This window comes from Bradyrhizobium sp. SZCCHNR1043 (genome assembly GCF_032489675.1).
Taxonomy (GTDB): Bacteria; Pseudomonadota; Alphaproteobacteria; order Rhizobiales; family Xanthobacteraceae; genus Bradyrhizobium.
The window spans coordinates 353,243-376,431 of the sequence record NZ_JAUEYN010000002.1 but is presented as its reverse complement, the minus strand read 5'-3'; the positions used below and the strand labels follow the sequence as shown (position 1 = coordinate 376,431).

Sequence of the window (23,189 nt, the reverse complement as noted above, 5' to 3'; positions counted from 1 at the left end):
CCACGACACCGGAAATCGAACAGCGCGGCCGCGAGCTGCGCTGTTTTGCCGTTCGTTCCTGTGTCCCAATTCGAGTCTGTAACGTTTCTAACAACGCCCGAAACGAGAGCCTTTCGCATGTTGGCAAGGCGACAGGCGCGAGGATCTGGCTAAGGCGTTGATAGTCTGACGAAATGATCTTGTACGCGGCGTGGCACGCGAGTTGCTGAACCCTAGCCCAAGGCGGTTTGCGGCTCGCCAGCAACGTAAGGAGCGGACATGGACGCGTCAGTGCAGCACGAACAGGCGACGATACCGGACGGCGACAAGCTGAGCTCGGTGATGCAGACCATCGCGGAACACAAGGGCTGCGGCACCTCGGGCGGCAGCGGCAAGGCGAGCTGCGGCTCGGGCGCCGGCGAGAACGACCTGCCGCCGGAGATATGGGAGAAGGTGAAGAACCATCCTTGCTACAGCGAGGAGGCGCATCATCACTACGCGCGCATGCACGTCGCCGTCGCGCCCGCCTGCAACATCCAGTGCAACTACTGCAACCGCAAATATGACTGCGCCAACGAGTCGCGTCCGGGCGTGGTCAGCGAGAAGCTGTCGCCGGAACAGGCCGCCAAGAAAGTGCTCGCTGTCGCCTCGACCATTCCGCAGATGACCGTGCTGGGCATTGCCGGTCCGGGCGATCCGCTCGCCAATCCGGAGAAGACGTTCAAGACCTTCGAGCTGATCGCTCGCACCGCCCCCGACATCAAGCTCTGCCTGTCGACCAACGGCCTCGCGCTGCCCGATCACGTCGACACCATCGCCGGCTTCAACGTCGATCACGTCACGATCACCATCAACATGGTTGATCCCGAGATCGGCGCCAAGATCTATCCGTGGGTGTTCTGGAAGCACAAGCGCTACACCGGCGTCGAAGCCGCCAAGCTCCTCACCGATCGGCAGCTGCAGGGGCTGGAGATGCTGACCGAGCGCGGCATCCTCTGCAAGGTCAACTCGGTGATGATCCCGGGCGTCAACGACAAGCACCTCGTCGAGGTCAACAAGGCGGTGAAGTCGCGTGGCGCCTTCCTGCACAACATCATGCCGCTGATCTCCTCGCCGGAGCACGGCACCGTGTTCGGCCTGACCGGCCAGCGCGGCCCGACCGCGCAGGAGCTGAAGGCGCTGCAGGACGAGTGCGAAGGCGAGATGAACATGATGCGGCATTGCCGGCAATGCCGTGCCGACGCGGTGGGCCTGCTCGGCGAGGACCGCTCCGCCGAATTCACCACCGACAAGATCATGGCGATGGAGGTGAACTACGACATCGACAGCCGCAAGGCGTATCAGGAGGCGGTCGAGCAGGAGCGTGTCGCCAAGGTCGTGGCGAAGCAGGAGGAGCTCGCCTCGCTCGCCGGCCAGTCCAGCGACATCAAGCTGCTGATCGCGGTTGCGACCAAGGGCTCGGGCCTGATCAACGAGCATTTCGGACACGCCAAGGAGTTCCAAGTCTACGAGCTTTCCACGGCCGGAGCCAAGTTCGTCGGTCACCGCCGCGTCGACCTGTACTGCCAGGGCGGCTATGGCGACGAGGACAGCCTGGAGACCGTCATCCGCGCCATCAACGACTGCCATGCGGTGTTCGTGGCCAAGATCGGCGGCTGCCCGAAGAGCGACCTGCAGGCCGCGGGCATCGAGCCGGTCGATCAGTTCGCCCATGAGTTCATCGAGAAGTCCGCGATCGCCTGGTTCAAGAGCTACCTCGACAAGGTGAACAGCGGCGAGATCCAGCACGTCGTGCGCGGTGACGCCGAAATTCGCCAGGGCGCCCTGATCTCGGCAGCGTGACATCAGACCCCGGCGGCGCCGTCGCGTCGCCGGGCCCCTTCGACAGGAGCCTTTGATGACCTTGAAGATCATTGCCTCGCAGTGCACGAGCTGCTCGGCCTGTGAACCCGAATGTCCGAACGTGGCGATCTCGGAGAAGAACGGCACCTTCGTGATCGATCCGAAGAAGTGCACAGAATGCATCGGCCATTTCGACGAACCGCAATGCGCGGCGGTCTGCCCGGTCGACAACACCTGCGTGATCGACAATTCGTTCCCGCGCTATCAGCCGCCGGCTTGAGGGAGACCGAGATGAACTTCACGCTCACGCCAGCCGCGCAGAAGTTCATGCGCATGATGCTGCGGGCTGACGGCACTGCGGGCTCTGGCTTCCGTCTCGCGGTGTCGCCCGGCGGTTGCTCGGGACTTGCCGCCGATATCACCGTCCTCGCGACGCCGCAGCCCGGCGATGCGGTGGTTGAACGCGATGGCGTCAGGCTGTTCCTGCCGGCGGAGAGCCGTTTGCTGCTCGACGGCGTCACCATCGACTTCGCGGATACCGCGACGCAGACCGGCCTCGTGTTTCACGATCCGAAGCAGGTCTCGTGCTCGACCCATGCCTTGAAGGCGCTGGAGCACTAGGACAGCTCGCCATGCCCACCGACGCCCGGCCCAGCTCTCAGACCGCCATCGAGGACGCGCTGCTTGCCGACGCGCTGCTCGGCGGCGGCCTACCGGAGGAGGCCGAGTATCATCTGTGGCAGGCGGGCCAGAGCTATCATCTCGACGATGTCGCGGAGACGCATCTGAAAAAGGCGGAAGCGCTGGCGCCTGGGCATGCGGCGGTCCTGATCGGCTTCTACCGGTTCTATTTCTACAAGGGACGGCTCGCTGACGCGTTGCGCATCGCCAAGCGGTGCCTCGCCAAGGCGGCCGTCGAGAACCGCTTGCCGCCGCATTGGCGCGACGTTCGCGCCAGTCATGCCGAGTTCGGCAGCTATGACAACATGCTGCCGCGCTTCTTCATGTTCACCTTGAAGGGATACGCCTATTTGCAGATGCGCCTCGGCAATCTCGTCGAGGGACGGCTCGCGGTGCAAAAGCTGCTCGAGCTCGATCCCAGCGACAAGATCGGCGCACGCGTCCTGCTCGAGGTGGTCGACCGGGTGGAGCTCGACGATGAATGACGACATCGACGAGGCCATCGACTGGCAGGGTAACGAGATCAGTTGTGCAGGCTGCGAACACGCGCAGCTCAACGCATCCGGCGGCTGTCGCCTTCGGCACGCCTGCGTGCACGACCGCTACGCCCGCCGCATCGACCGCTTCTTCAACTGGAATCCGGCGCTCGCCAACGGCTACGTCAAGCATCCGCATTTCGAGGTGCGTGCTATCGCGGCCAAGCATGCCAGCCCGTTCTTTCTGCCTCCGCTGCTCGATGATCCCGAGGAGACGGTGCGCTGGAACGCTGCGCGGCGGCTGCCGAAGCGGCTGGTGCTGCGGCTGCGCCATGATCCGCATCGCGAGGTCCGCATCCGGATCGCGACGGTGCTCGATCCGGAAGATCTGATGCCGATGATGATGGACGACGACTATTACGTCCGTCTCGTCGTGGCGCGCCGCATCGTGCCGTCCGTGCTGGGCCGCATGATGGGAGACCCGGAGGCCGAGGTCCGCCGCGTCGTCGCGCGGCGCATGCCGAGCGACTGGCTGCTCGGCATGATCAGCGACCCCGATCCGCGAGTGCGGCTCGAGATCGCCGAGCGCCTCGCGCCGGATCTCCTCACCGCGATGCGCAAGGACGCCGACTGGCGGGTGCGTCACGAAGTTGCGAGCCGGATCGCGCTCAGTGAGCTCGCGGAGCTGGTGCGCGACGAGGACCCGCTGGTGCAGGAGATGGCGCGCGGCCGGCTCGCGAGCCGCTTCGGAGCTGCGATGGAGAAACCGGCATGAGCAACATCGTTCGTGACAGCGAGGTCGTGGAGTTGTCAGCGCCGCCGTATTTCACGTTTGGCGAGAAGGTCAAGGCGAAGCGCACGATCCGAAACGACGGCACCTATGCAGGCAAGGAGATCGGCGAGGTCCTCGCGAAGAAGGGCGAGATCGGTTACGTCGTGTCGATCGGGACCTTCCTGCAGCAGTTCTACATCTACGGCGTCGAGTTTCTCGAAAGCGGGAACCGCGTCGGCATGAAACGCAAGGAGCTCGAGTCCACCGTTCCCCGCGGGGAGGCCGAGGACGAGCTGCCGCTGCCGGGAGCATACAAGTCATGATCGAGCCGCGCCTGCCGAAATATCAATGGGGTCAGCGCGTGAAGGCGCTGATCGATCTCGTCAACGACGGTTCGTTCCCGAATGCGCCGGCCGAGGCCAAGCTCGTCGGCGTTGGCGACTTGGGCGAGATCGTCCAGGTCGGCACCCATACGGAAGCGAATATGCCGATCTATCTCGTCGAGTTCGGCGAGCAGCTGGTGGTGGGCTGTCTCGAAGAGGAGATCGTCCCGGTCTAAGGGAGATGATCAGCCATGGCCGCAACCGCGCTCAAGCCCAGGGTCATTCTGCCCGCACATCCCAACGAGCTGGATCGCAGGCGGATCGAGCGCGCGCTGAAGTCGCGCAAGCGCTATCGCTATGTCGAGCCGACGGTCTTGCCGGTCAACGAGGGGTATCACGTCAGGAGCCCGTGCTGCTCACGCAACATCGACAAGGACGGCGGGGTGATCGACGTCGCTTTGCTGCGTCACGATCCGGCGAATGCGATGTGGAAGCTGTTCTGGAGAGATCACGGCCAGGGAACATGGGAGCTGCACAGCGTGCACAAGCGGTTGACCGCGGCGGTCGACGAGCTGAACGCCGACCCTGAGCGGATATTCTGGCAGTAGGACGAAGAGGACGGGTGACATGGCACTTGCCGAGCAGGAACTGAATGAGATCGAGCAGGTCCTCACTGGACCCGATGCCGGCAGCGCGGCGTTCGGCGAATTGCGCCGTCGCTTCCCCAAGCTGGTCCTGACGCGTTGCGATGCCTCCGACGTAACCGAACAGCCGTTCCGCAGCTACGCGGCGTTCGACCTGCATCTGCTCGATGCCAGCGACCATTGCGCCGGCGTGACCGACGATCCCGCGAAGGCCACCGGCCTGATCCTGGCCAGGCGGAGCTGATCATGACCAAGCCCTATCTGGTGCATGACGCCGATCGACAGGAGCAGGACGAGGCTGAGTTGACGCCGGTCGGTTTCGACTTCATCCCGTTGTCCGATCCTGACATCACGACGGCGGAGATCGCCGCCGTGGAGGCGACTTTGCGGTCGCCGCGGCTGTCCTGCGGTCCGCTCGTCGAGGAATTCGAAGCGGCATTCGCGGCCTATCTCGGCCGCAAATATGCCATCGCGGTGCCGAGCGGGACGCTGGGCCTGGTGCTCGTCCTCAAGGCTATGGGGATCGGCCCCGGCGACGAGGTGATCGCGTCGTCCTATTCGTTCCGCGAGGTCGCGCACGCGATCAGTATCGTCGGCGCTAAGCCGGTCTTCGTCGATATCGACTACTATTCGGGCACGCTGGCGCCAAGCAAGATCGAGGCGCGCCTCACTGAGAAGACCAAGGCAATCCTGGCCGGCAACACCAACGGGCATCCGGCCAAATGGTCGGAGCTGCAGGCGATCGCCAAGGCGCACAATCTGCCCCTGATCGAGGATTCGACCGAGGCGATCGGCTCGAAATATCAGGGCGCGCTGGTCGGCACCTTCGGCGTCGCGTCGGTGTTCGATTTCTCGCAGCCTTTTGCATTGACCTGCGGTGAGGGCGGCATGGTCGTCACGGATGACGTCGACATTGCGGTCGCCGTACGTCGCCACCGCTTGCACCGGCTGGACGAGCGCGGTTCGGTCGTGGTCAGCAGCAGCCCGTCCCACCAGGCTGTCATGAGCGACGTGACGGCGGCGCTGGGCCTCGCACAACTGAGGCGAGTCGACGAGATCCTCGAACGCCGCAAGCTGATCGAGCAGATCTATTATAGCCAAGTGCAATCGTTCGAGGGAATCAAGGATCCCTATGTCGGGCCTGATGTCACCGAGGTGAACTGGTTCCTGTATCAGGTGCATCTGGGCACGCGGTTCTCGAAGTCGAGCCGCGATTCGATCGTCGAGGATCTCAGGGTCGAACAGGTCGAGGCGATCGCTTATTCCAATCCGCTGCATCTGCAACGACACTATTTCAACATGGGCTATCGGCGGGGCGACTATCTCGTGACCGAGAAGGTCGCCGATCGCGTCGTAGCCCTGCCGTTCCACGTCCACCTGACCACGGACCAGATCGCCTTCATCGTCGCGACCATGAAGGACGCATCGGTCAATGTCGGAGCGGGCGCGGCGATCTACTGACGAGTTCTGATCTCAAACTGGAAGAGGAGAATCCAAGTGGCGACATTGACGGTAATGCCATCAGGCAAGACGATCGAGGTGGGCGAGGGCACCACCATTCTCGCGGCGCTGCTCGGCGCCGAGGTCGACATCCAGCACAAATGCGAGGGCCAGGCGAAGTGCGGCTCCTGTCACATCTTTCTGCAGGAGGGACGCAAGGGCGTGTCGAAGGTCTCCAAGCTGGAGAACGAGAAGCTCGACACCATCGTCGGCGTCGGCTCGAAATCCCGGCTCGCGTGCCAGGCGACCATCCTGGGCACCGAGAACGTCAAGATCGAGTTGCTCGGCTTTGGCTCGGGTCTGTAACAGGAGGATCAGATGGACAATGTGACGCTCCATGTCCGCTTTGCCAATGACGGCACGGTGGCGGAAATCAGCGAGCGGCCGGTCGGCCTCACGCCGCAGCAATGGTTCGACAAGTTGAGTGAGGCGATCGGAATGAAGGCCTATCAGACCTTCGCCGGCGGCCGCGGCGTGTTTAAGGTGGCGCGCGACCAGATCGAGGCCTTGAAGACCGCAGCCGTGTCGTGACGGCTGCACTGCGGACTCATGCTTGAAGCGGCTGCGTAATGACGGATACAGGGCGGGATTGCCGGTTCTTCGTCTCGTATACGGGCATCAAGCTGCCGCTGCGGCTGGTCACGGCGATCGCGCCGGAGCAGCTGTCGAACCGCAACACCTTCATCCGCGGCTATTTCGATGCCGCGGGTGCGCTCACCGGATTCGAAAAGATCGTCTATGGTGAGATCGAGCTCACGCATCGCTACAGCTACCATGCCAATGGGGCGCTGAGCCGGGCCGAGATCGTGATGCTCGACGAGGATCCGGTGACGCTCAATTTCGACGAGAAAGGCGTCCCTGTCGCTGGACAGGCCGCTGCGTGAGGAGGAGGGATCGTGACCGTCGCCAAGCTGATCGAGGTCCTTGCCAGCATGCCCAAGGACGCTATCGTGCTGATGGACAGCGGCGGCGGATTGTCGCGTGTCGATACGCTGGAGCTTGTGGACGAGCAGGGACCCGGCGCCCCGGCTGAGGTCATCCTGCAGCCGAGCTTGGACGAGTAGAGACAGGAACGGCCGGATGGCGGACGCTGGGACTTCAGAGACTGGAACTCCGGGCGCAGGGCCGGTCGCGACCCCCTATGAGCGGATCGGCGGTGCCGTCGTGGTCGACCGTCTCGTCGAATCCTTCTACCATCGAATGGATACTTTGCCCGATGCCAAGCGTATCCGCGACATGCACGGCAGCAATCTCGGGCCGATCAAGCACATCCTGAAGCGCTATCTCTCCGAATGGCTTGGCGGCCCCAAGCTGTACTCGCCCGAGAAAGGCCATCCGCGGCTGCGCCAGCGTCACATGGGCTTTGCCATCGGCAATGCCGAGCGCGACGCCTGGCTGCTGTGCATGCGCGGCGCGCTCGAGGAGACGGTGACCGACGTCCAGGCGCGGCACGACGTCGACGCCGCCATGACGAAGCTCGCCGACTGGATGCGCAACCAGGCCGGCAACCCGCACGATGCTCGCGCGGCGCGGCCATAGGCCTGCGGTTGCGTCATTGCGAGGAGCAAGGCGACGAAGCAATCCAGAATCGTCGTGTTGCGCTAGATTGCTTCGCTGCGCTCGCAATGACGGAGACTGCGCGGCGCGTAGGGTGGGCAAAGCGAAGCGTGCCCACCGCGACTCCATCAGCCGATGATAGCCGATGGAATGGTGGGCACGGCGAGCTTCGGGCAAGCCTAGCAATTGCCGCCGGTGGCGCCTTTGCCCACCCTACGGCTCTGGAACGGCCGAGCTAATACAATGGCACGCCGAAGAAGTTCTCGTCGTCGCCGCCCCAGGCGCGGTGTAGCGCCAGGGCGTTCTGCCATTGCATCATCTCGGCCTCGCTGGCATTGCGATGCGTGATCCTGCCGTCCGGCACCTCGGCGAGCAGAAAAGGCTTGCCGTTGCGGATGAAGCGGTTGAGATCCTTGGTGTCGTTGGGGCGCACGACGCAACGTGGCCGCTCGTCGATGAGGATGGTGGTCGGCAGCATCGCGGCGCTCTCACTCCATCGGATTGTCAATCAGCCGGCGGCCCCATGTCGTCGTCGGCTTTCTTCTTCTTTTTCTTGTCGGTCTTGGCGAGCGCGTAGGCGCCGGCGTTCTTCAGCGTGATCGGCGGCTGCCCGACGACATATTGCGAGATCCACGCCAGGGTCCGGTCATGTGCCAGCGCAGTTGCGGATTCATCATAAGTCTCGCCGTCACCGTCGAACGCATGCGCGGCATTCGGATAGGAGAACGCGCTGACCTCGGGATGATAGGCGCGGAACATGGTCACCTCCGCGAACGGCACGACGATGTCGGCCTCGCCGAAATGGAGCAGCGTCGGAATCTTGCGCTTGGCGCCGGCCGCGTTGACGACACCCGTCGCGTAGTAACTCACCGCGCAGGCCACACCGGAGACGCGGTTGGCCGCGTCGTAGGCGAGACCGCCCCCGGCGCCGAAGCCGACCACCGCCACCTTGCCGCATTCCTTGACGCTGTCGACCGTTGACTGGATCTCGGCGAGCAGCGGCGCTGCCGGGTCCGGCACGGTCTTGGCCGGCTCGCCCTCCGTTGCCGCGTCGATCGCCGCAGGAGGCGACAGCTCCGGCGCAATCACGACATATCCGCTGGCCGCAAAGGCATCGGCGACCTTGCGCAGCTTGCCGGCAGCGCCGGTGCCATCCGGCAGGACGACGATCGCCCCCTTCGGCGCATCGGCTGGATCGGCACGAAACGCCTGAAAGGTATGGCCGTCGCTGGCGGTCAGCTTGATCGTGCTCTCCGTAGGCATGTGATGCTCCTGCTCCTGTTGGCGCGGCTCGCGCGCGTTACAACAAACCCAGCTCCAGCGCGGTCTCTTCGGACATGCGCGACTTGTCCCATGGCGGCTCGAACACGAGCGTGACTTTCACCGACGCGACGCCGTCGACGGCCTGTACGGCGTCCTCCACCATGCGGACGATCTCGCTTGCGACCGGGCAGCCAGGCGCCGTCAGGGTCATGTCGATCTCGACGACGCCGCCGCCCTCGTGCGCGATTCGATAGACCAGGCCGAGATCGTAGACGTTCACCGGAATTTCCGGGTCGTAGACCGTCCGCAACGCGGCAATCACGCTCTCGGCGGCATTCCGGGAGCCGCTCGCTACGGCGTTCTGTGCCGGGGAAGGAGAGGGCGGGGCGTGCATCGTCATCATGCGTTGGTTCCTCTCATGATCCTGGTTCGCACCGGGGGATGGTCGTTGGAATTCGTGTCATGTTCGCTCTGCTCATGCTTGGCGTCGCCTCAATCCGAACCGAGCCCCTCGGCCAGCGCGGCGACGACCGGCCATCCGACGGCGCCGGCGGGATCCAGTCGCCGCAGCGCCGCGAGCATTTCGGCAGCCCCCTCGGAATCAGTCTTGCGCAGATGAATGAAGGCGAGTGCCTTCAGTGTGTAGAGCGCGAAGCGGCCGGCGCCATCCGGCAGCGGATCATGCGGCGTCCAGTGCCGCCAATCACGTGGCCAGCCGGCTTGGCGCGCCGCTTCCGCAAGGCCCAGCTCGGCGACCGCCTCTGCCTCGTCGAGATGGCCTTGATAGGTGTGAATCTTGTACAGACAGAAGTAGGTCGGCAGCTGCTGCGGAGCGGTCGCCAGCGCCTGGCGAAACAGCCGGTCCGCCTGCGCGTGGTCGCGGCGGTACGCCGCCACGCCCTGTTGCAGCAGCGCATCGATCTCCTGCGGCAGATCGCCGAAGTTGATCGTGTCGGGTTCGCTGACGAGTTCGAGCATCTGCATTGACCTCGATCAAATCACTGCAAGACGCGGACCGTTTTCGAGCGGGTGCAGCGGCGCCAGAGTCGGTACAAGGCGGGTAGAAGAACGGGCCGATGTTGGATTTTGGACGCGGCCTCTTCGCTGCGCCGTGGCTGATGTAGCAAAGACGACGCGACGCGGGCGGTTTGGCCTGGACAAGTCGTCAGATGCCGACGAGCCGGCGATTGCCGCCCGCAAATGACTGGTTCGGAGCTTGCATGAGGCCTTCATCAATCCAGCGGGAGTGGCAGCGATGGCGATGGCAGCAACGGATATCGAGCGTCTGATCAAGGAGGCGTTCCCGGATGCCGTCGTCCTAATCGAGGATCTGGCAGGCGATGGCGACCATTATTCGGCGCGCGTCACCTCACAGGCTTTCGTTGGAAAGAGCCGGGTGCAACAGCATCAGATGGTCTATTCGGCTCTCAAGGGCCAGATGGGCGGCGTGCTACATGCGCTGGCGCTCGAGACGTCATTGCCGAAGTGATCGTTGCGATCCGGCTGATCGGTCGCATTCAGGGAAAGGATCCAGTCTATGTCGACATCCGAACGCATTCAGAAGCTGATCGACAGCAATGATGTCGTGCTGTTCATGAAGGGCGTGCCGGCCGCGCCGCAATGCGGCTTCTCCGCCGCGGTGGCGCAGATCCTGGCCAAGCTGGACGTGGCTTACGAGAGCGTCAACGTGCTCGCCGATCCCTTCATTCGCGAGGGCATCAAGGAGTTCTCCAACTGGCCGACCATTCCGCAGCTTTATGTGAAGGGCGAATTCGTCGGCGGCTGCGACATCGTGCGCGAGATGTTCCAGGCCGGCGAGCTCGCGACGCTGCTCGCCGACAAGGGTATCAAGGCGCCTGCGTCATGAGCGATTCTGATGTTGCCGAGGCGGATGATTCATTCGAGATTCCGCAGCTCTACAAATATCACGCCTTCGTCTGCCTGACGCAGCGTCCGCCCGGACATCCGCGCGGCAGCTGCGGCGCGCTCGGCGTGCAGCCGCTGTGGGATCGGCTGACCAAGACCATCGAGGTACAGCGGCTGACGGACATCGGCGTCACCGCGGCCGGCTGCTTCGGCTTCTGCAGCGCGGGACCGATGATGGTGGTCTATCCAGACGGCGTCTGGTATCGGCCGACCAGGCCCGAGGATATCGACGAGATCGTCGAATCCCACTTCAAGCAGGGCAAGCGCGTCGATCGCCTGGTCATGGTGTTGAAGCGCTGAGCTTGCAGAACGGAGCCGCTCAACGCGGCTCCGGACAAGGTGTCGACCCCTCCGGACGCGTGCAGCCCTGGACATCGTCCAGATCGTCGCCCTGCCGGAGCAGCGAGATCACGGGTTCACGATCGAAGCCGGCGCAGCACCGGCCGCCGGCTTCGATCAATGGCCGACGGATCAGCAGCGGATCCTCGAGCATCAGGTCGATCGCTGCGACGGCTTCGATTGTCTCTGGCTCGATCGCTCCCGATTTCACGCGCGGCGAGGCTGGATTGAACCAGCTCCAGACGGGCGTCCCGGCGAAATACGCCCGCAGCCGCTCGCCGGTCCAGGGCTCGGTCAAGAGATTCCTGGCGACGACATCGTGGCCGGCGCGTGCCAGCATCAGCTTCTGCCGGGCGTTGGTGCCGCAGCCCGGCTTCTCATAGAAGACGACGGTCGTCACGTCAGGCGCCGCCGAGCTGGACCAGCTGCGCGCCGCCGGCGCGGCCGAGAATGGTGTCGACCTTCTTGCGCACCGACTCGATCGTGAGCGGCTTGACCACGGCGCCATGCGCGCCGGCCTTGAGACCTTCGATCGCGATCGCCTCGTCGGCCTTGGCGGTCACGATCAGAATCCGCACGCCTTTGAACTTCGCCAGGATCTCGCGGACGAGCTCGGGGCCGCGTTGCTTCAAGAAGGAAACCCCGAGCAGCACCACGTTCGGTGCCAGCCAATCGACACCCTTCTCATACGCCTCCTCTGGCGTCGCCAATTCATGTGTCTCGATTTCATCGTGCAACATGAACTGCAGGGCCGCGCGCGTGATCTCGTCGTCATCGATCACGAACACGCGCCGCTGGTCCACCGCCTTGGCCGTTTCCACTCCGATCTGCATTGCATCCTCCTCAACGTTGTCAGCGTCTGTGCCGCAGGGCTGCGGAGGGGATCTAGCAAATCTCGTTCCGGGTCCTGCACGGCTGAAGCGGCGCAGCCGTTGTGTCGTTTCAGACAGGGCTGCGTGTCGTCGCATCTTGCGAAGCATTCCGATGTCGGGTTTGCAACAACCCGCAATCGCGTCCGGATTGCTCGGCATCTCCTTTGAAACATGATCGTTTTGGCGCTGTGCGCGTGCTGGCACAGCGGTTGCAAAACTGCGCTCAGGCAATGGTTGAGGGCTGAGTGCACGCCGACGCTTCGGACGAGCGATGCTCTCCTTCCCAACAACCCGTCTGCCGGTTCGGACACAAAGAGGACGCGGTCACGCTCTGCTGCAAGCGGGCGCGACATAGGCAATCGGTTGATGGAGAGCAGAATGTCATCACTGCGACAAATCGCATTCTACGGCAAAGGCGGCATCGGCAAGTCGACGACGTCGCAAAATACCCTGGCCGCGCTGGCCGAGATGGGTCACCGGATCCTGATCGTCGGCTGCGATCCGAAAGCGGATTCGACCCGCCTGATCCTGCACGCCAAGGCGCAGGACACGATTCTGAGCCTGGCCGCTGCCGCGGGCAGCGTCGAGGACCTCGAGATCGAAGAGGTCATGAAGGTCGGCTATCGCGACATCCGTTGCGTCGAGTCCGGTGGTCCGGAGCCGGGCGTCGGTTGCGCCGGCCGCGGCGTCATCACATCGATCAACTTCCTGGAAGAGAACGGCGCCTATGAGGACATCGACTACGTGTCCTACGACGTGCTCGGCGACGTGGTCTGCGGCGGCTTCGCGATGCCGATCCGCGAGAACAAGGCGCAGGAGATCTACATCGTGATGTCCGGCGAGATGATGGCGATGTATGCCGCCAACAACATCTCCAAGGGCATTCTGAAATATGCCAACTCCGGCGGCGTGCGCCTGGGCGGCCTGGTCTGCAACGAGCGCCAGACCGACAAGGAGCTGGAGCTGGCGGAGGCGCTGGCCAAGAAGCTCGGCACCCAGCTGATCTACTTCGTGCCGCGCGACAACATCGTGCAGCACGCCGAGCTGCGCCGCATGACCGTGCTGGAATATGCGCCGGACTCGGTTCAGGCCGGCCACTACCGCTCGCTGGCCCAGAAGATCCACGTCAACGCCGGCAAGGGCATCATCCCGACCCCGATCACGATGGACGAGCTCGAAGACATGCTGATGGAGCACGGCATCATGAAGGCCGTCGACGAGAGCCAAATCGGAAAGACTGCCGCCGATCTCGCCGCAACGGCTTAAGCAGTCTTGGTACCGGCCTTCCTCCCGTCGGAAGGCCGGTACCTCATCGCATGTCCCGCCGGCAGGCGGCAGGGGATCACGCTATGACCATCGCAATCGTGGGCGTCTCGGAGTCCGTTGCCGCTGGCCTGCAACCGTCGCCGCGCAACGGCTCCTTCGAAGAGGACAGGCGGCACCACGGCCGCCAGATCTACCGCCTGCTGACCGGCGTCGATCCCGACGATGCGCTGATCGACAGCGACATCGGTTTCGACCGTCACGTCATCGCATCGATCCTCGCCGTTTCCGCGATGGAGCACGGCGCGCTGGCGGAGCGAGCCGGGCTTTCGACCGTCGAGCTGATCGCACTGCTGGCGCAGCTGTTTCCTGCAGCCTCGATCGACTCCTCATGGCTGCCGATCACCGGGGCCGTGGCCGCGCCGGACGACGACGAAATCGCGATGGTGCGCGATCTGCTCGCCGCGCAGCGCTCCACGGACGGCGAGGTCGGCCGCTGGCTCGCAGCCATGGTGGCGCGTCGCGCGATGGAGCCCAACCATCTCTGGGAAGACCTGGGCCTGCGCGAGCGCTCCGAGCTGTCGCGGCTCCTGACGCGTCATTTCGCGCCGCTCGCAAGCCGCAACACCAGGAACATGCGCTGGAAGCGCTTCTTCTACCGCATGCTGTGCGAGGACGACGGCTTCGTCATGTGCACGACGCCGGTCTGCACCCAGTGCAACGATTTCGCGCTCTGTTTCGGCGAGGAGAGCGGCGAGAGCCGGATGGCCGAGCGGCGACGCGAGGTGGCGCTGCAGGAGGCGGCGGGCGCCGCGATGTGAGTTCGAGGACCGTGACGATGTTGATGGACAGCCAGCTTCGATCCCCGTGCAACTCCGACGGCGGACCTTGTCCCCAGGCAGGGACCTGCGAAGCTGGCGAGATCCTGATGCGTCGATGCGAGGATGCGCTGCGTCGGGCCGGGTTGCGTCCCACCCAGCAGCGTCAGCAACTGAGCCGGATTCTGTTCGGCAGCGGTGACCGCCACATCACCGCCGATGCGCTCTATGGCGCCGCCGTCGCCACCGGCATGAAGATCTCGCAGGCCACCATCTACAACACGCTCAATCAGTTCGTGGAGCTCGGGCTACTGCGGCAGATCGGCGTGGACGGCTCGAAATCGTTCTTCGACACTAATACGACCGTGCATCCGCACTTCTTCTATGAGGACGAAGGCGAGCTCGTCGATGTGCCCGAGCATGTCGCGTTCGAGCAGCTGCCGGAGCCGCTGCCGGGCTATCGCATGGAGCGGATTGACATCGTCATCCATCTGCGCCGCAGACGCCACGCCTGACGGCAGCGCAGGTCGCCGCGGCTTGGCGCTGGGCGACCGAGTCACTTCACCTCGACGTCTGATTCCCGACCCTGTTACGAATCCGACAATCCGTGTTAGTGAAAAAGCATAGTAAATTCAATTGATTGGCATCTGGTCCGGCGGTGGCATGGCCGTTGCTGAGTGAATTGCTGGCCGTGATGGAGCGTCGTGCTTCTGGCGGCCGCACACAGGTTGCGACGGAGCGAGTGAATGCAAGACGTCTCCGGACAGCGCGGGCCCAGGAATGCCCGAGAGGCCGGCTCTGCCCGCGGGGGCACGGTCTCGGGGAGCCCGATGCCCCGGGTCATCCTGAACGATACCACGCTCCGCGACGGCGAGCAGGCGCCGGGCGTCGCCTTCGCCCTCGGAGAGAAGGTCGCGATCGCCCGTGCGCTTGCCCGTGCCGGCGTTCCCGAGATCGAGGCTGGCACCCCGGCGATGGGGGCCGACGAGATCGCTGCGATCAGGGCGATCGTCGAGGCCGGTCTGCCGGCGACCATCATCGGCTGGTGCCGGATGCGCGAGGCGGATGTCGATGCGGCGATCGCGGCGGGCGTCTCGATGGTGAATGTCTCCGTCCCGACATCCGATGTGCAGATCGCTGCCAAGCTCGGCGGCAGCCGCAGCGCCGCGTTGGAGCTGGTCAAGCGCGTGGTCGGCTATGCGCGGAGCCGCGGACTGGCCGTTGCCGTCGGCGGTGAGGATTCGTCGCGCGCCGATGTCGGCTTTCTCGCCGAGGTGATCGCGACCGCGAAGTCGCTCGGCGCCCGGCGCTTCCGCGTCGCCGATACCCTGAGCGTGCTCGATCCCGACGCGACGTCAGCGCTGGTCGGCGCCTTGCGAGCGACCACGGACCTGGAGATCGAGTTTCACGGCCATGATGATCTCGGTCTTGCCACCGCCAACACGCTGGCGGCGGTCAAGGCGGGCGCGACCCATGCATCGGTCACCGTGATCGGCCTCGGCGAGCGCGCCGGAAATGCTCCGCTGGAGGAGGTCGCGGTCGCGCTGCGGCAGCTCTACCGGCGCGAGACCGGCATCGTGCTGGCCGAACTCGATCACGTCGCCAATGTCGTGGCGGCCGCCGCGGCGCGCGCCATTCCACTCAACAAGGCCATTGTCGGCGAGCACGTCTTCACCCATGAATCCGGCATTCACGTCGACGGGCTGCTGAAGGATCAGCGCACCTATCAGGCCCTCGATCCGGGACTGTTCGGCCGCTCCAACCGGATCGTGATCGGGAAGCATTCCGGGCTGTCGGCGATCACCTCGCTGCTGTCGGATCTACGCCTGCCGGCGAGCGTCGACCAGGCCCAGCGCATCCTGGCGCGCGTGCGCAGGCATGCCGTCACTCACAAGGGGCCAGTGCCGAAAGAGGCCGTTGCGGCCATCTGGCGCGAAGTCTGCGATCACCCGCTGGCGAGCTTTGCCTGATCATGAGCGACATCGTCGACACACCCATTGCAAAGCCGATCGTCGCCGAGCTGAGCCGGCCCTCGCTGCTCCGCCTGATCCGCGAGGACATTGCGTGCGTCCGCTCGCGCGATCCGGCGGCGCGCAGCGAAATCGAGACGCTGCTGACCTATCCCGGCATTCACGCGCTGATCTGGCACCGCCTGGCGCATCGGCTGTGGATTCGCGGCTGGCGTTTTCCGGCACGCTTGTTGTCGTGGCTCGGACGTTTCCTGTCGAATGTCGATATCCACCCGGGCGCGGAGATCGGGCGCCGCTTCTTCATCGACCACGGCGCCTGCGTCGTGATCGGCGAGACGGCAGAGGTCGGCGACGACGTCACGCTCTATCATGGCGTCACCCTGGGTGGCACGTCGTGGTCGCCGGGCAAGCGGCATCCGACGCTGGAAAGCGGCGTCGTCGTCGGCGCCGGCGCCAAGATCCTCGGACCGATCACGATCGGACCGCGCACCCGCGTCGGTGCCAACTCCGTCGTCATTCAGAGCACGCCGCCCGATGTCACCGTGGTCGGCATCCCCGCCAAGGTGGTGCGGCCGGAGTTCACCCATCGTCGAACCGTCGGACGCATCGACCTGGATCATCATTTGATGCCTGATCCGGTCGGTGAGGCACTTTCCGTGATGCTGGACCGGATCGAATTCCTCGAAGCGCAGCTCGCTCACATCAGGCAAAAGATGCGCCAGGGACCGCCGCTTCCGGCGCCGACCTCTTTCTGCGAGGTTGATCCGATTTTGAGCCAAGGAGCAAAGCAATGACTGCGGCATCGCCGAACGTTCTGGACGAACTGAAGAAGACCTCTGCCGCCGAGGAGTTCTTCAAGCTGCTCGGTGTCGACTACGATCCCAAGGTGCTCAACGTCTGCCGGCTGCATATCCTCCGGCGAATGGGGCAGTATCTCGTCAGCGAGGACTTCTCCGACGTTTCCAACGAGGATGTCGCAGCCCGCTGCAAGTCGTTCCTGGAGCAGGCCTATCAGGACTTCCTCGTCTCCACGCCGCTCGATCAGCGGGTGTTCAAGGTGCTCAAGGAGGCGGTGGCGCCGCCGAAACCGGCTCCAAAGCCGTTCGTGTCACTGACGACGCTCAAGTAACGGACGAACTGAGGATCACTCCTACGAGCGCCGCCAGCACGACTGGCGGCGCTTCTGCTTTCAGGCGAGCCGTGCGCTTTCAAGTTCCTGTCGCATTCCCGACGCGTGTTGCTTGCGACGTGTCGGGCCTTGGCGGCGAGTTCTCAGCAACAGAGATCAGGTTCATGCGCCAAGGTGTTGAATCCGTGCCGATAATCATTGCGGCCGAAACTGGTACGACAATTGCTGTCCTGATCGCAGACCTACACACCGGAGTGATCGCATGCATATCGTCGTCTGCATCAAGCAGGTTCCGGACTCCGCGCAGATCCGCGTTCATCCGGTGACCAACACTATCATGCGCCAGGGTGTGCCGACCATCATCAACCCCTACGACCTGTTCGCGCTCGAGGCGGCGCTGCAACTGCGCGACAAGTTCGGCGGTGAAGTGACCGTGCTGACCATGGGACCGCCGTCCGCCGAGGACTCGCTGCGCAGAGCGCTGACCTACGGGGCCGACCGCGCCGTGCTGCTGACCGATCGCTTCTTCGCCGGCGCCGATACGCTGGCGACCACCTATGCGCTGGCGACAGCCATTCGCAAGGTCAGCGAGACCTTTGGCGCGCCCGACATCGTGTTCACCGGCAAGCAGACGATCGACGGCGACACCGCGCAGGTCGGCCCGGGCATCGCCAAGCGGCTGGGCCTGCTGCAACTCACCTATGTGGCGAAGATCAGCGAGGTCGATCCGGTGGCGCGCACGATCGAAGCCGAGCGTCGCTCCGAGGGTGGTGTTCAGGTGCTGAAGACCAAGCTGCCGTGCCTGGTGACGATGCTGGAGGCGACCAACGAGATCCGCCGCGGCGCCATGGCCGATGCGCTCCGTGCAGCGCGCGCGCAGATCGTCACCTGGAGCGCCAAGGACGCCGGCGTCGAGGACATCTCGAAGTGCGGCCTGAAGGGCTCGCCGACCATCGTGAAGCGGGTCTTCGCGCCGTCGGCCCGGGCGGAGAAGGCAACCATGGTTGACTTCTCGAGTCGCGCGCCGGCCGACGCCCTGATCGAGGAATTGTTCAAGCGGCAGCCGAAGCTCGAAGCCGAACTGACGACGTCAGCGCACGGCTTCTGATCCATACGGCTTTTGACGGACCAAGGGACGACGATCATGAGCGAACCCACCAAAGCACCGCCCGCCGCAGCCGGTCGCGCCGCGACCAAGAAGGAGCTGCCGGAGCATTTCAAGGCCTACAAGCACGTCTGGGTATTCATCGAGCAGGAGCGCGGGCAGGTTCACCCGGTGTCCTGGGAACTGATGGGCGCCGGACGCAAGCTTGCCGACAAGCTGAAGGTCGATCTCGCGGCCGTCGTGATCGGGCCTCCCGGAGAAGCCGTGCAGCACGCTGCCGCGGAGTCGTTCTGCTATGGCGCCGATCTCGCCTACATCGTCGCGGACGGCGTTCTCACCGACTATCGCAACGAAGCCTACACCAAAGCGCTGACCGACGTCGTCAACACCTTCAAGCCTGAGATCCTGCTGCTCGGCGCCACCACGCTCGGCCGCGACCTCGCGGGCTCCGTCGCGACGACGCTGCTCACCGGTCTGACCGCCGACTGCACCGAGCTCGACGTCGATGCCGACGGCTCCCTGGCCGCGACGCGGCCAACCTTCGGCGGCTCGCTGCTCTGCACGATCTACACGCTGAACTATCGGCCACAGATGGCGACCGTCCGCCCGCGCGTGATGCCGATGCCGGACCGCGTCGAGAAGCCCGCGAGCCGCATCATCGAGCACAAGCTCGGTCTCGTGGAAGAGGATATCGTCACCAAGGTGCTGTCCTTCATTCCGGATCGCGATTCGGCCAAGTCCAATCTTGCCTATGCCGACATCGTCGTGGCCGGCGGGCTCGGGCTTGGCTCGCCGGAGAACTTCCAGCTCGTCAAGGGGCTCGCTTCGGTGCTCGGCGCCGAATTCGGCTGCTCGCGGCCGCTGGTGCAGAAGGGTTGGGTGACCTCCGATCGGCAGATAGGCCAGACCGGCAAGACCATCCGGCCCAAGCTCTACATCGCCGCAGGCATCTCCGGCGCGATCCAGCATCGGGTCGGTGTCGAGGGCGCCGACCTGATCGTTGCCATCAACACCGACAAGAACGCGCCGATCTTCGACTTCGCGCATGTCGGCATCGTCACCGATGCGATCCGGCTGCTGCCGGCGCTCACCGAGGCATTCCGCGCACGTCTGTCGCCGCATTCGCGCGACCGCATCGCGAGCTAGGCACCAGAGAGGGAGCAGGGCAATGATCGAGGAACGGTTCGACGCGATCGTCGTGGGGGCCGGTATGGCCGGCAATGCTGCTGCGCTGACCATGGCCAAGCGCGGCATGAAGGTGCTGCAACTCGAGCGCGGCGAGTATTCCGGCTCGAAGAACGTGCAGGGCGCGATCCTCTACGCCGACATGCTGGAGAAGCTGATTCCGGACTTCCGCGAGGAAGCACCGCTGGAGCGGCATCTGGTCGAGCAGCGCTTCTGGATGCTCGACGACAAGTCGCATGTCGGCCTGCACTACAAGTCGGACGACTTCAATGAGGAGAAGCCGAACCGTTACACGATCATCCGTGCCCAGTTCGACAAATGGTTCTCGTCCAAGGTCAAGGAAGCCGGCGCCACCGTGCTGTGCGAGACGACCGTGACCGAGCTGGCGCAGGATGCCTATGGCAAGGTGATCGGCGTCAAGACCGACCGGCGCGATGGCGAGATCCATGCCGACGTGGTCGTGCTCGCGGAAGGGGTCAACGGCCTGCTCGGGACTCGCGCCGGCCTGCGTGAGCGGCCGAAGCCGGAGAACGTCGCGCTGGCTGTGAAGGAGATGCACTTCCTGCCGCGCGAGACGATCGAGGCGCGCTTCAACCTGAAGGGCGACGAAGGCGCCGTCATCGAGGCCGTCGGCACGATTTCCCGCGGCATGACCGGCATGGGCTTCATCTATTCCAACAAGGAGTGCATTTCGCTCGGCATCGGCTGCCTCGTCTCCGACTTCCAGAAGACCGGCGAGACGCCATACGGCCTGCTCGAGCGGTTCAAGCAGCATCCGTCGGTGGCGCCGCTGATCGAGGGGTCTGAGGTCAAGGAGTACTCGGCGCACCTGATTCCCGAGGGCGGCTATAATGCGATCCCGCAGCTCTGCGGCGATGGCTGGGTCGTGGTCGGCGATGCCGCCCAGCTCAACAATGCTGTTCACCGCGAGGGCTCCAATCTCGCGATGACTTCCGGACGCATCGCGGCTGAGGCGATCTTCCAGGTCAAGTCGCGCCGCGATCCGATGACCAAGGAGAACCTCTCACTTTACAAGAAGATGCTGGAGGACTCCTTCGTCATCAAGGATCTGAAGAAATACAAGGACATGCCGGCGCTGCTGCACAACCAGTCGCAGAACTTCTTCCTGACCTATCCGCAGCTCGTCTCCAAGGCGATGCAGAACTTCGTGCGCGTCGACGGGACACCGAAGAAGGAGAAGGAGAGCAGCACCGTGCGCTCCTTCGTGAATGCAAGGTCATGGACCGGCCTGTTCGGCGACGCCTTCAGGTTTGCTCGGGCGTGGCGATGATTGGTGAATGAACGAAACAGCTTAGGCGAGGGAGATCAGACATGAGCACGGACGTCGCAGTCAGGGTCGAAGACAAGCTGTTCTACAATCGCTATCAGGTCGATCCCGGCCGGGCCCATATCAAGGTCCGTCCGCATACGACGCCGACGCCGCAGTTAAAGGCGCTTCTCAAGGCCTGCCCGGCACGTTGCTACGAGCTCAACGACAAGGGCCAGGTCGAGATCACGGTGGACGGCTGCATCGAATGCGGCACCTGCCGGGTCATCGGCGAGGCCAGCGGCGATATCGAGTGGAGCTATCCGCGCGGTGGCTACGGGGTGCTGTTCAAGTTCGGCTGATGTCCGGCCGCCTGAGAGCGCCCCCGGGGCGGCGTGCTGTCGCAAATGCGACAAACGTGCCGCCGGTCGTCAATGCTATATCGTGACTGATATAGGTCATTGAGTTCGGTCGGGCTTTCTGTTTACATCTCGTTGCAGCAACGACGCTGCAATGGATGAGGAACAGCACGTGAAGCTGAGTGCACGAAACGTCTTGCCGGGAAAAATCATCTCTGTTGAGAAGGGCGCGACCACGGCCCACGTCAAGGTGGAGCTCGCCCCTGGACTCACGGTCTTCTCGGCGATCACCAACGAGGCGGTGGAGGAGCTCGCGCTTGCCGTCGGCGACAGCGTCTCCGCCGTCATCAAGTCGTCGGATGTGATGATCGGAAAATAGGAACGTGGTGCCGAATCGCTGCGCCGATCAGCCGGTCGACGCGTGGCGCGCGCGCAGGTCGAGCCACCAGGTTTCCATCGCGGAACGTGACGGCTGCAGCAGCGTGCCGAAGTCGCCCGCAAAGGTCCGCCAGTCGTCGATGCATTTCTGCGGCACGGCCGTTAGCACCGGAATCCCCGACGTGATTGCGTCGGCCAGCTCGCCACGCAACCCGCTTCCCGAGGCCTCCTGCTTGGAGAACTTGTTGATTACGATGAGGTCGGCGTGGGCCGCGATGGCGCGGTGAACGGCCATGCCGGCTTCGGCAAGGCCTGCAGTGTCGAGCTTGCAGGCGGTCGATCCGGTGCCGAGGTCCTGACAGATCGAGATCGTGTCGCCATTGGCGAGATCGATCACGTCCATTCCGCTTTTCTTGCCGACTTCGTCTCTCGTATTGCGCTGAACGATGCCGCCGACGCGGACGCCCCGTTGCAGCAGCTCCTGGGCAAAGGCGTCCAGCAAGGCATCGGCATCGTCGCCCGGTCCGTAGAGAATGGCGGCGAGACGGGGCTGATTGGGCTCAGCGGAAGTAGGAAGATCGTGCGGGATCATACGGGGCCTGGCGATCGGGGGCGGGCGGCGACCAGGGTTTATATAGAGAATGCAGCCTGTGGAGAAAGAGCAGATGTCGCGCGCGCCGACCACCGCTACGCACCATGATCTGGAAGCGCTGCTCCGCGACGATGTCCCCTATGGCGACCTGACGACGGAGACGCTAGGGATCGGCGCCGAGCCGGGCCTGATGCACTTCGCTGCGCGCGACCGCATGGTATTGGCCCTGGCCGAGGATGCGGCGGCCTTGATCGAGCTCACGGGCTGCCATGTCGAACTGTTTGCCGGCAGCGGAACGGTGCTGGAGGAGGGGGCCCCGATCCTCCGTGCAGAGGGCGCGGCGGCTGGCCTGTTGCGGAGCTGGAAGGTGGCGCAGACGCTCATCGAGATCTGGTCCGGCGTCGCCACCGGGGCGGCTGCGATCGTCGGCGTGGCGCGCGCGATCAAGCCTGGCATTGCGGTCGCCTGCACGCGCAAGAGCGTCCCCGGAGCCAAGCCGTTCGCCGTTGCCGCGGTGAAGGCGGGTGGCGCGGTGATGCATCGGCTCGGCCTGTCGGAGACGGTGCTGGTGTTTCCGGAACACCGGGCGTTTCTCGGCGATGCGCCGCTTGCCGATGTCGCCGAGCGGTTGCGGCGGAGTGCGCCGGAGAAGCGGCTCGTGATCGAGGTCACCACGGTCGAGCAGGCCGTCGCCGCCGCCGTGGCCGGCTTCGACGTCATCCAGGCCGAGAAATTTTCGCCTGCCGACATCGCTGCGCTGACGGAGCGAATCGCCATCAGCGCGGCGCTGCCGCGGCGGCCGATCATTGCGGCCGCGGGTGGCGTGAATGCGCAGAACGCCGCTGCCTATGCTGCGGCGGGGGCAGACGTGCTGGTCACCTCGGCGCCCTATCTCGCGCGTCCCTGCGACGTGCAGGTGCGGATCAGCCCTGCCTCGGCCACGGCTTGA

Annotated in this window: 37 protein-coding genes; 30 read left to right on the top strand and 7 right to left on the bottom strand. The window is 64.4% G+C overall.

Features of this window, described 5'->3' with window-relative positions; genetic code table 11:
- Positions 1–258: 258 nt before the first annotated feature.
- From nifB to QX039_RS04300, 15 genes are read left to right on the top strand one after another with little or no spacing between them, the layout of a single operon-like run.
- Positions 259–1,821 carry a nitrogenase cofactor biosynthesis protein NifB gene (gene nifB, locus QX039_RS04370; RefSeq protein ID WP_315756221.1) on the top strand — a complete coding sequence of 521 codons (1,563 nt, stop codon included), beginning with the start codon at positions 259–261 and terminating at the stop codon, positions 1,819–1,821.
- 55 nt (positions 1,822–1,876) lie between these two features.
- Positions 1,877–2,101, top strand: coding sequence for a YfhL family 4Fe-4S dicluster ferredoxin (locus QX039_RS04365; RefSeq protein WP_006609676.1), 225 nt, complete (start codon positions 1,877–1,879; stop codon positions 2,099–2,101).
- A gap of 11 nt (positions 2,102–2,112) precedes the next feature.
- Complete coding sequence (locus QX039_RS04360; protein WP_315740966.1) at positions 2,113–2,442, top strand: iron-sulfur cluster assembly accessory protein; 330 nt, start codon at positions 2,113–2,115, stop codon at positions 2,440–2,442.
- Positions 2,443–2,453: 11 nt separating this feature from the next.
- Positions 2,454–2,987 (top strand): hypothetical protein, encoded by a 534-nt coding sequence (locus QX039_RS04355; protein WP_315771545.1) that lies wholly within the window; start codon positions 2,454–2,456, stop codon positions 2,985–2,987.
- Positions 2,980–3,753 (top strand): 4Fe4S-binding leucine-rich repeat protein, encoded by a 774-nt coding sequence (locus tag QX039_RS04350; RefSeq protein WP_315771542.1) that lies wholly within the window; start codon positions 2,980–2,982, stop codon positions 3,751–3,753. The genes QX039_RS04355 and QX039_RS04350 overlap by 8 nt, the downstream gene beginning before the upstream one ends.
- Positions 3,750–4,073: a nitrogen fixation protein NifZ gene (locus QX039_RS04345; protein WP_315740969.1), complete on the top strand. Its 324-nt coding sequence runs from the start codon at positions 3,750–3,752 to the stop codon at positions 4,071–4,073. Before QX039_RS04350 ends, QX039_RS04345 begins: the two co-directional genes overlap by 4 nt.
- On the top strand, positions 4,070–4,309 hold the full coding sequence (locus QX039_RS04340) for a nitrogen fixation protein NifZ (RefSeq protein WP_315740970.1): 240 nt from the start codon (positions 4,070–4,072) through the stop codon (positions 4,307–4,309). Before QX039_RS04345 ends, QX039_RS04340 begins: the two co-directional genes overlap by 4 nt.
- 15 nt (positions 4,310–4,324) lie before the next feature.
- Complete coding sequence (locus QX039_RS04335; RefSeq protein WP_315740971.1) at positions 4,325–4,681, top strand: DUF3024 domain-containing protein; 357 nt, start codon at positions 4,325–4,327, stop codon at positions 4,679–4,681.
- Positions 4,682–4,700: 19 nt separating this feature from the next.
- Entirely contained in the window at positions 4,701–4,961 is a 261-nt protein-coding gene (locus QX039_RS04330; RefSeq protein ID WP_315740972.1) for a hypothetical protein, read from the top strand.
- A gap of 2 nt (positions 4,962–4,963) precedes the next feature.
- Positions 4,964–6,178 (top strand): DegT/DnrJ/EryC1/StrS family aminotransferase, encoded by a 1,215-nt coding sequence (locus QX039_RS04325; protein WP_315740973.1) that lies wholly within the window; start codon positions 4,964–4,966, stop codon positions 6,176–6,178.
- 36 nt (positions 6,179–6,214) lie between these two features.
- On the top strand, positions 6,215–6,523 hold the full coding sequence (locus QX039_RS04320; protein WP_315740974.1) for a 2Fe-2S iron-sulfur cluster-binding protein: 309 nt from the start codon (positions 6,215–6,217) through the stop codon (positions 6,521–6,523).
- Positions 6,524–6,535: 12 nt separating this feature from the next.
- Positions 6,536–6,748, top strand: coding sequence for a hypothetical protein (locus tag QX039_RS04315; protein WP_284423618.1), 213 nt, complete (start codon positions 6,536–6,538; stop codon positions 6,746–6,748).
- A 38-nt stretch (positions 6,749–6,786) separates the two neighbouring features.
- On the top strand, positions 6,787–7,101 hold the full coding sequence (locus QX039_RS04310; RefSeq protein WP_315740975.1) for a DUF6156 family protein: 315 nt from the start codon (positions 6,787–6,789) through the stop codon (positions 7,099–7,101).
- A gap of 12 nt (positions 7,102–7,113) precedes the next feature.
- Positions 7,114–7,281 carry a hypothetical protein gene (locus tag QX039_RS04305; RefSeq protein ID WP_315740976.1) on the top strand — a complete coding sequence of 56 codons (168 nt, stop codon included), beginning with the start codon at positions 7,114–7,116 and terminating at the stop codon, positions 7,279–7,281.
- Between the two features lie 16 nt (positions 7,282–7,297).
- A complete protein-coding gene (locus tag QX039_RS04300; RefSeq protein ID WP_315740977.1) occupies positions 7,298–7,756 on the top strand; it encodes a group II truncated hemoglobin in 459 nt (152 codons plus the stop codon).
- A gap of 253 nt (positions 7,757–8,009) precedes the next feature.
- On the opposite strand, the gene QX039_RS04295 is transcribed toward QX039_RS04300, so the two are convergent.
- The 4 genes from QX039_RS04295 to QX039_RS04280 all read right to left on the bottom strand — a co-directional run bounded on the left by QX039_RS04295 (position 8,010) and on the right by QX039_RS04280 (position 10,021).
- On the bottom strand, positions 8,010–8,252 hold the full coding sequence (locus tag QX039_RS04295) for a hypothetical protein (RefSeq protein WP_315740978.1): 243 nt from the start codon (positions 8,250–8,252) through the stop codon (positions 8,010–8,012).
- 26 nt (positions 8,253–8,278) lie between these two features.
- Positions 8,279–9,037: a dienelactone hydrolase family protein gene (locus QX039_RS04290; RefSeq protein ID WP_315771540.1), complete on the bottom strand. Its 759-nt coding sequence runs from the start codon at positions 9,035–9,037 to the stop codon at positions 8,279–8,281.
- Between the two features lie 37 nt (positions 9,038–9,074).
- Complete coding sequence (locus tag QX039_RS04285; RefSeq protein WP_315741024.1) at positions 9,075–9,437, bottom strand: iron-sulfur cluster assembly protein; 363 nt, start codon at positions 9,435–9,437, stop codon at positions 9,075–9,077.
- Positions 9,438–9,529: 92 nt separating this feature from the next.
- A complete protein-coding gene (locus QX039_RS04280; RefSeq protein WP_315740980.1) occupies positions 9,530–10,021 on the bottom strand; it encodes a hypothetical protein in 492 nt (163 codons plus the stop codon).
- 271 nt (positions 10,022–10,292) lie between these two features.
- Here QX039_RS04280 and QX039_RS04275 point away from each other — a divergent pair, with 271 nt between their 5' ends.
- The 3 genes from QX039_RS04275 to QX039_RS04265 are packed head-to-tail and all read left to right on the top strand — an operon-like array spanning position 10,293 to position 11,263.
- Positions 10,293–10,526, top strand: a complete 234-nt coding sequence (locus QX039_RS04275; RefSeq protein WP_315740981.1) for a BolA family transcriptional regulator — start codon at positions 10,293–10,295, stop codon at positions 10,524–10,526.
- 48 nt (positions 10,527–10,574) lie between these two features.
- Positions 10,575–10,904 (top strand): Grx4 family monothiol glutaredoxin, encoded by a 330-nt coding sequence (gene grxD, locus QX039_RS04270; protein WP_315756206.1) that lies wholly within the window; start codon positions 10,575–10,577, stop codon positions 10,902–10,904.
- Positions 10,901–11,263 (top strand): (2Fe-2S) ferredoxin domain-containing protein, encoded by a 363-nt coding sequence (locus QX039_RS04265; protein ID WP_315771538.1) that lies wholly within the window; start codon positions 10,901–10,903, stop codon positions 11,261–11,263. The genes grxD and QX039_RS04265 overlap by 4 nt, the downstream gene beginning before the upstream one ends.
- A 19-nt stretch (positions 11,264–11,282) precedes the next feature.
- Here QX039_RS04265 and QX039_RS04260 read toward each other — a convergent pair whose 3' ends face one another.
- Positions 11,283–11,810: an ArsC/Spx/MgsR family protein gene (locus tag QX039_RS04260; protein WP_409998851.1), complete on the bottom strand. Its 528-nt coding sequence runs from the start codon at positions 11,808–11,810 to the stop codon at positions 11,283–11,285.
- Complete coding sequence (locus QX039_RS04255; RefSeq protein WP_315741025.1) at positions 11,704–12,135, bottom strand: response regulator transcription factor; 432 nt, start codon at positions 12,133–12,135, stop codon at positions 11,704–11,706. Before QX039_RS04255 ends, QX039_RS04260 begins: the two co-directional genes overlap by 107 nt.
- Before the next feature lie 417 nt (positions 12,136–12,552).
- Here QX039_RS04255 and nifH point away from each other — a divergent pair, with 417 nt between their 5' ends.
- The 11 genes from nifH (at position 12,553) to QX039_RS04200 (ending at position 21,649) form a co-directional block, all read left to right on the top strand.
- A complete protein-coding gene (gene nifH / locus QX039_RS04250) occupies positions 12,553–13,440 on the top strand; it encodes a nitrogenase iron protein (RefSeq protein ID WP_315756203.1) in 888 nt (295 codons plus the stop codon).
- Positions 13,441–13,523: 83 nt separating this feature from the next.
- Complete coding sequence (locus QX039_RS04245; protein ID WP_315740986.1) at positions 13,524–14,258, top strand: nitrogen fixation protein NifQ; 735 nt, start codon at positions 13,524–13,526, stop codon at positions 14,256–14,258.
- Positions 14,259–14,275: 17 nt separating this feature from the next.
- The gene (irr, locus tag QX039_RS04240) at positions 14,276–14,770 is read left to right on the top strand and encodes a Fur family transcriptional regulator Irr (protein ID WP_315740987.1); all 495 of its coding nucleotides are present in this window, start codon (positions 14,276–14,278) and stop codon (positions 14,768–14,770) included.
- Between the two features lie 315 nt (positions 14,771–15,085).
- Entirely contained in the window at positions 15,086–16,225 is a 1,140-nt protein-coding gene (nifV, locus tag QX039_RS04235) for a homocitrate synthase (RefSeq protein ID WP_315740988.1), read from the top strand.
- 2 nt (positions 16,226–16,227) lie between these two features.
- Complete coding sequence (gene cysE / locus QX039_RS04230; RefSeq protein ID WP_315740989.1) at positions 16,228–17,019, top strand: serine O-acetyltransferase; 792 nt, start codon at positions 16,228–16,230, stop codon at positions 17,017–17,019.
- Positions 17,016–17,354, top strand: coding sequence for a nitrogenase stabilizing/protective protein NifW (gene nifW, locus QX039_RS04225; protein ID WP_315740990.1), 339 nt, complete (start codon positions 17,016–17,018; stop codon positions 17,352–17,354). Before cysE ends, nifW begins: the two co-directional genes overlap by 4 nt.
- A gap of 262 nt (positions 17,355–17,616) precedes the next feature.
- Entirely contained in the window at positions 17,617–18,462 is an 846-nt protein-coding gene (locus QX039_RS04220) for an electron transfer flavoprotein subunit beta/FixA family protein (RefSeq protein ID WP_315740991.1), read from the top strand.
- Positions 18,463–18,498: 36 nt separating this feature from the next.
- A complete protein-coding gene (locus tag QX039_RS04215) occupies positions 18,499–19,605 on the top strand; it encodes an electron transfer flavoprotein subunit alpha/FixB family protein (protein ID WP_315740992.1) in 1,107 nt (368 codons plus the stop codon).
- Between the two features lie 22 nt (positions 19,606–19,627).
- A complete protein-coding gene (locus QX039_RS04210; RefSeq protein WP_315740993.1) occupies positions 19,628–20,935 on the top strand; it encodes an FAD-dependent monooxygenase in 1,308 nt (435 codons plus the stop codon).
- A 41-nt stretch (positions 20,936–20,976) separates the two neighbouring features.
- Positions 20,977–21,273 (top strand): ferredoxin family protein, encoded by a 297-nt coding sequence (locus QX039_RS04205; RefSeq protein ID WP_172112536.1) that lies wholly within the window; start codon positions 20,977–20,979, stop codon positions 21,271–21,273.
- A 169-nt stretch (positions 21,274–21,442) separates the two neighbouring features.
- Complete coding sequence (locus QX039_RS04200) at positions 21,443–21,649, top strand: molybdopterin-binding protein (RefSeq protein WP_315741026.1); 207 nt, start codon at positions 21,443–21,445, stop codon at positions 21,647–21,649.
- Positions 21,650–21,676: 27 nt separating this feature from the next.
- On the opposite strand, the gene QX039_RS04195 is transcribed toward QX039_RS04200, so the two are convergent.
- A complete protein-coding gene (locus QX039_RS04195; RefSeq protein ID WP_315741027.1) occupies positions 21,677–22,240 on the bottom strand; it encodes a DUF2478 domain-containing protein in 564 nt (187 codons plus the stop codon).
- A 73-nt stretch (positions 22,241–22,313) separates the two neighbouring features.
- On the opposite strand from QX039_RS04195, the gene modD reads away from it, so the two are divergent.
- Positions 22,314–23,189, top strand: coding sequence for a ModD protein (gene modD, locus QX039_RS04190; protein ID WP_315740994.1), 876 nt, complete (start codon positions 22,314–22,316; stop codon positions 23,187–23,189).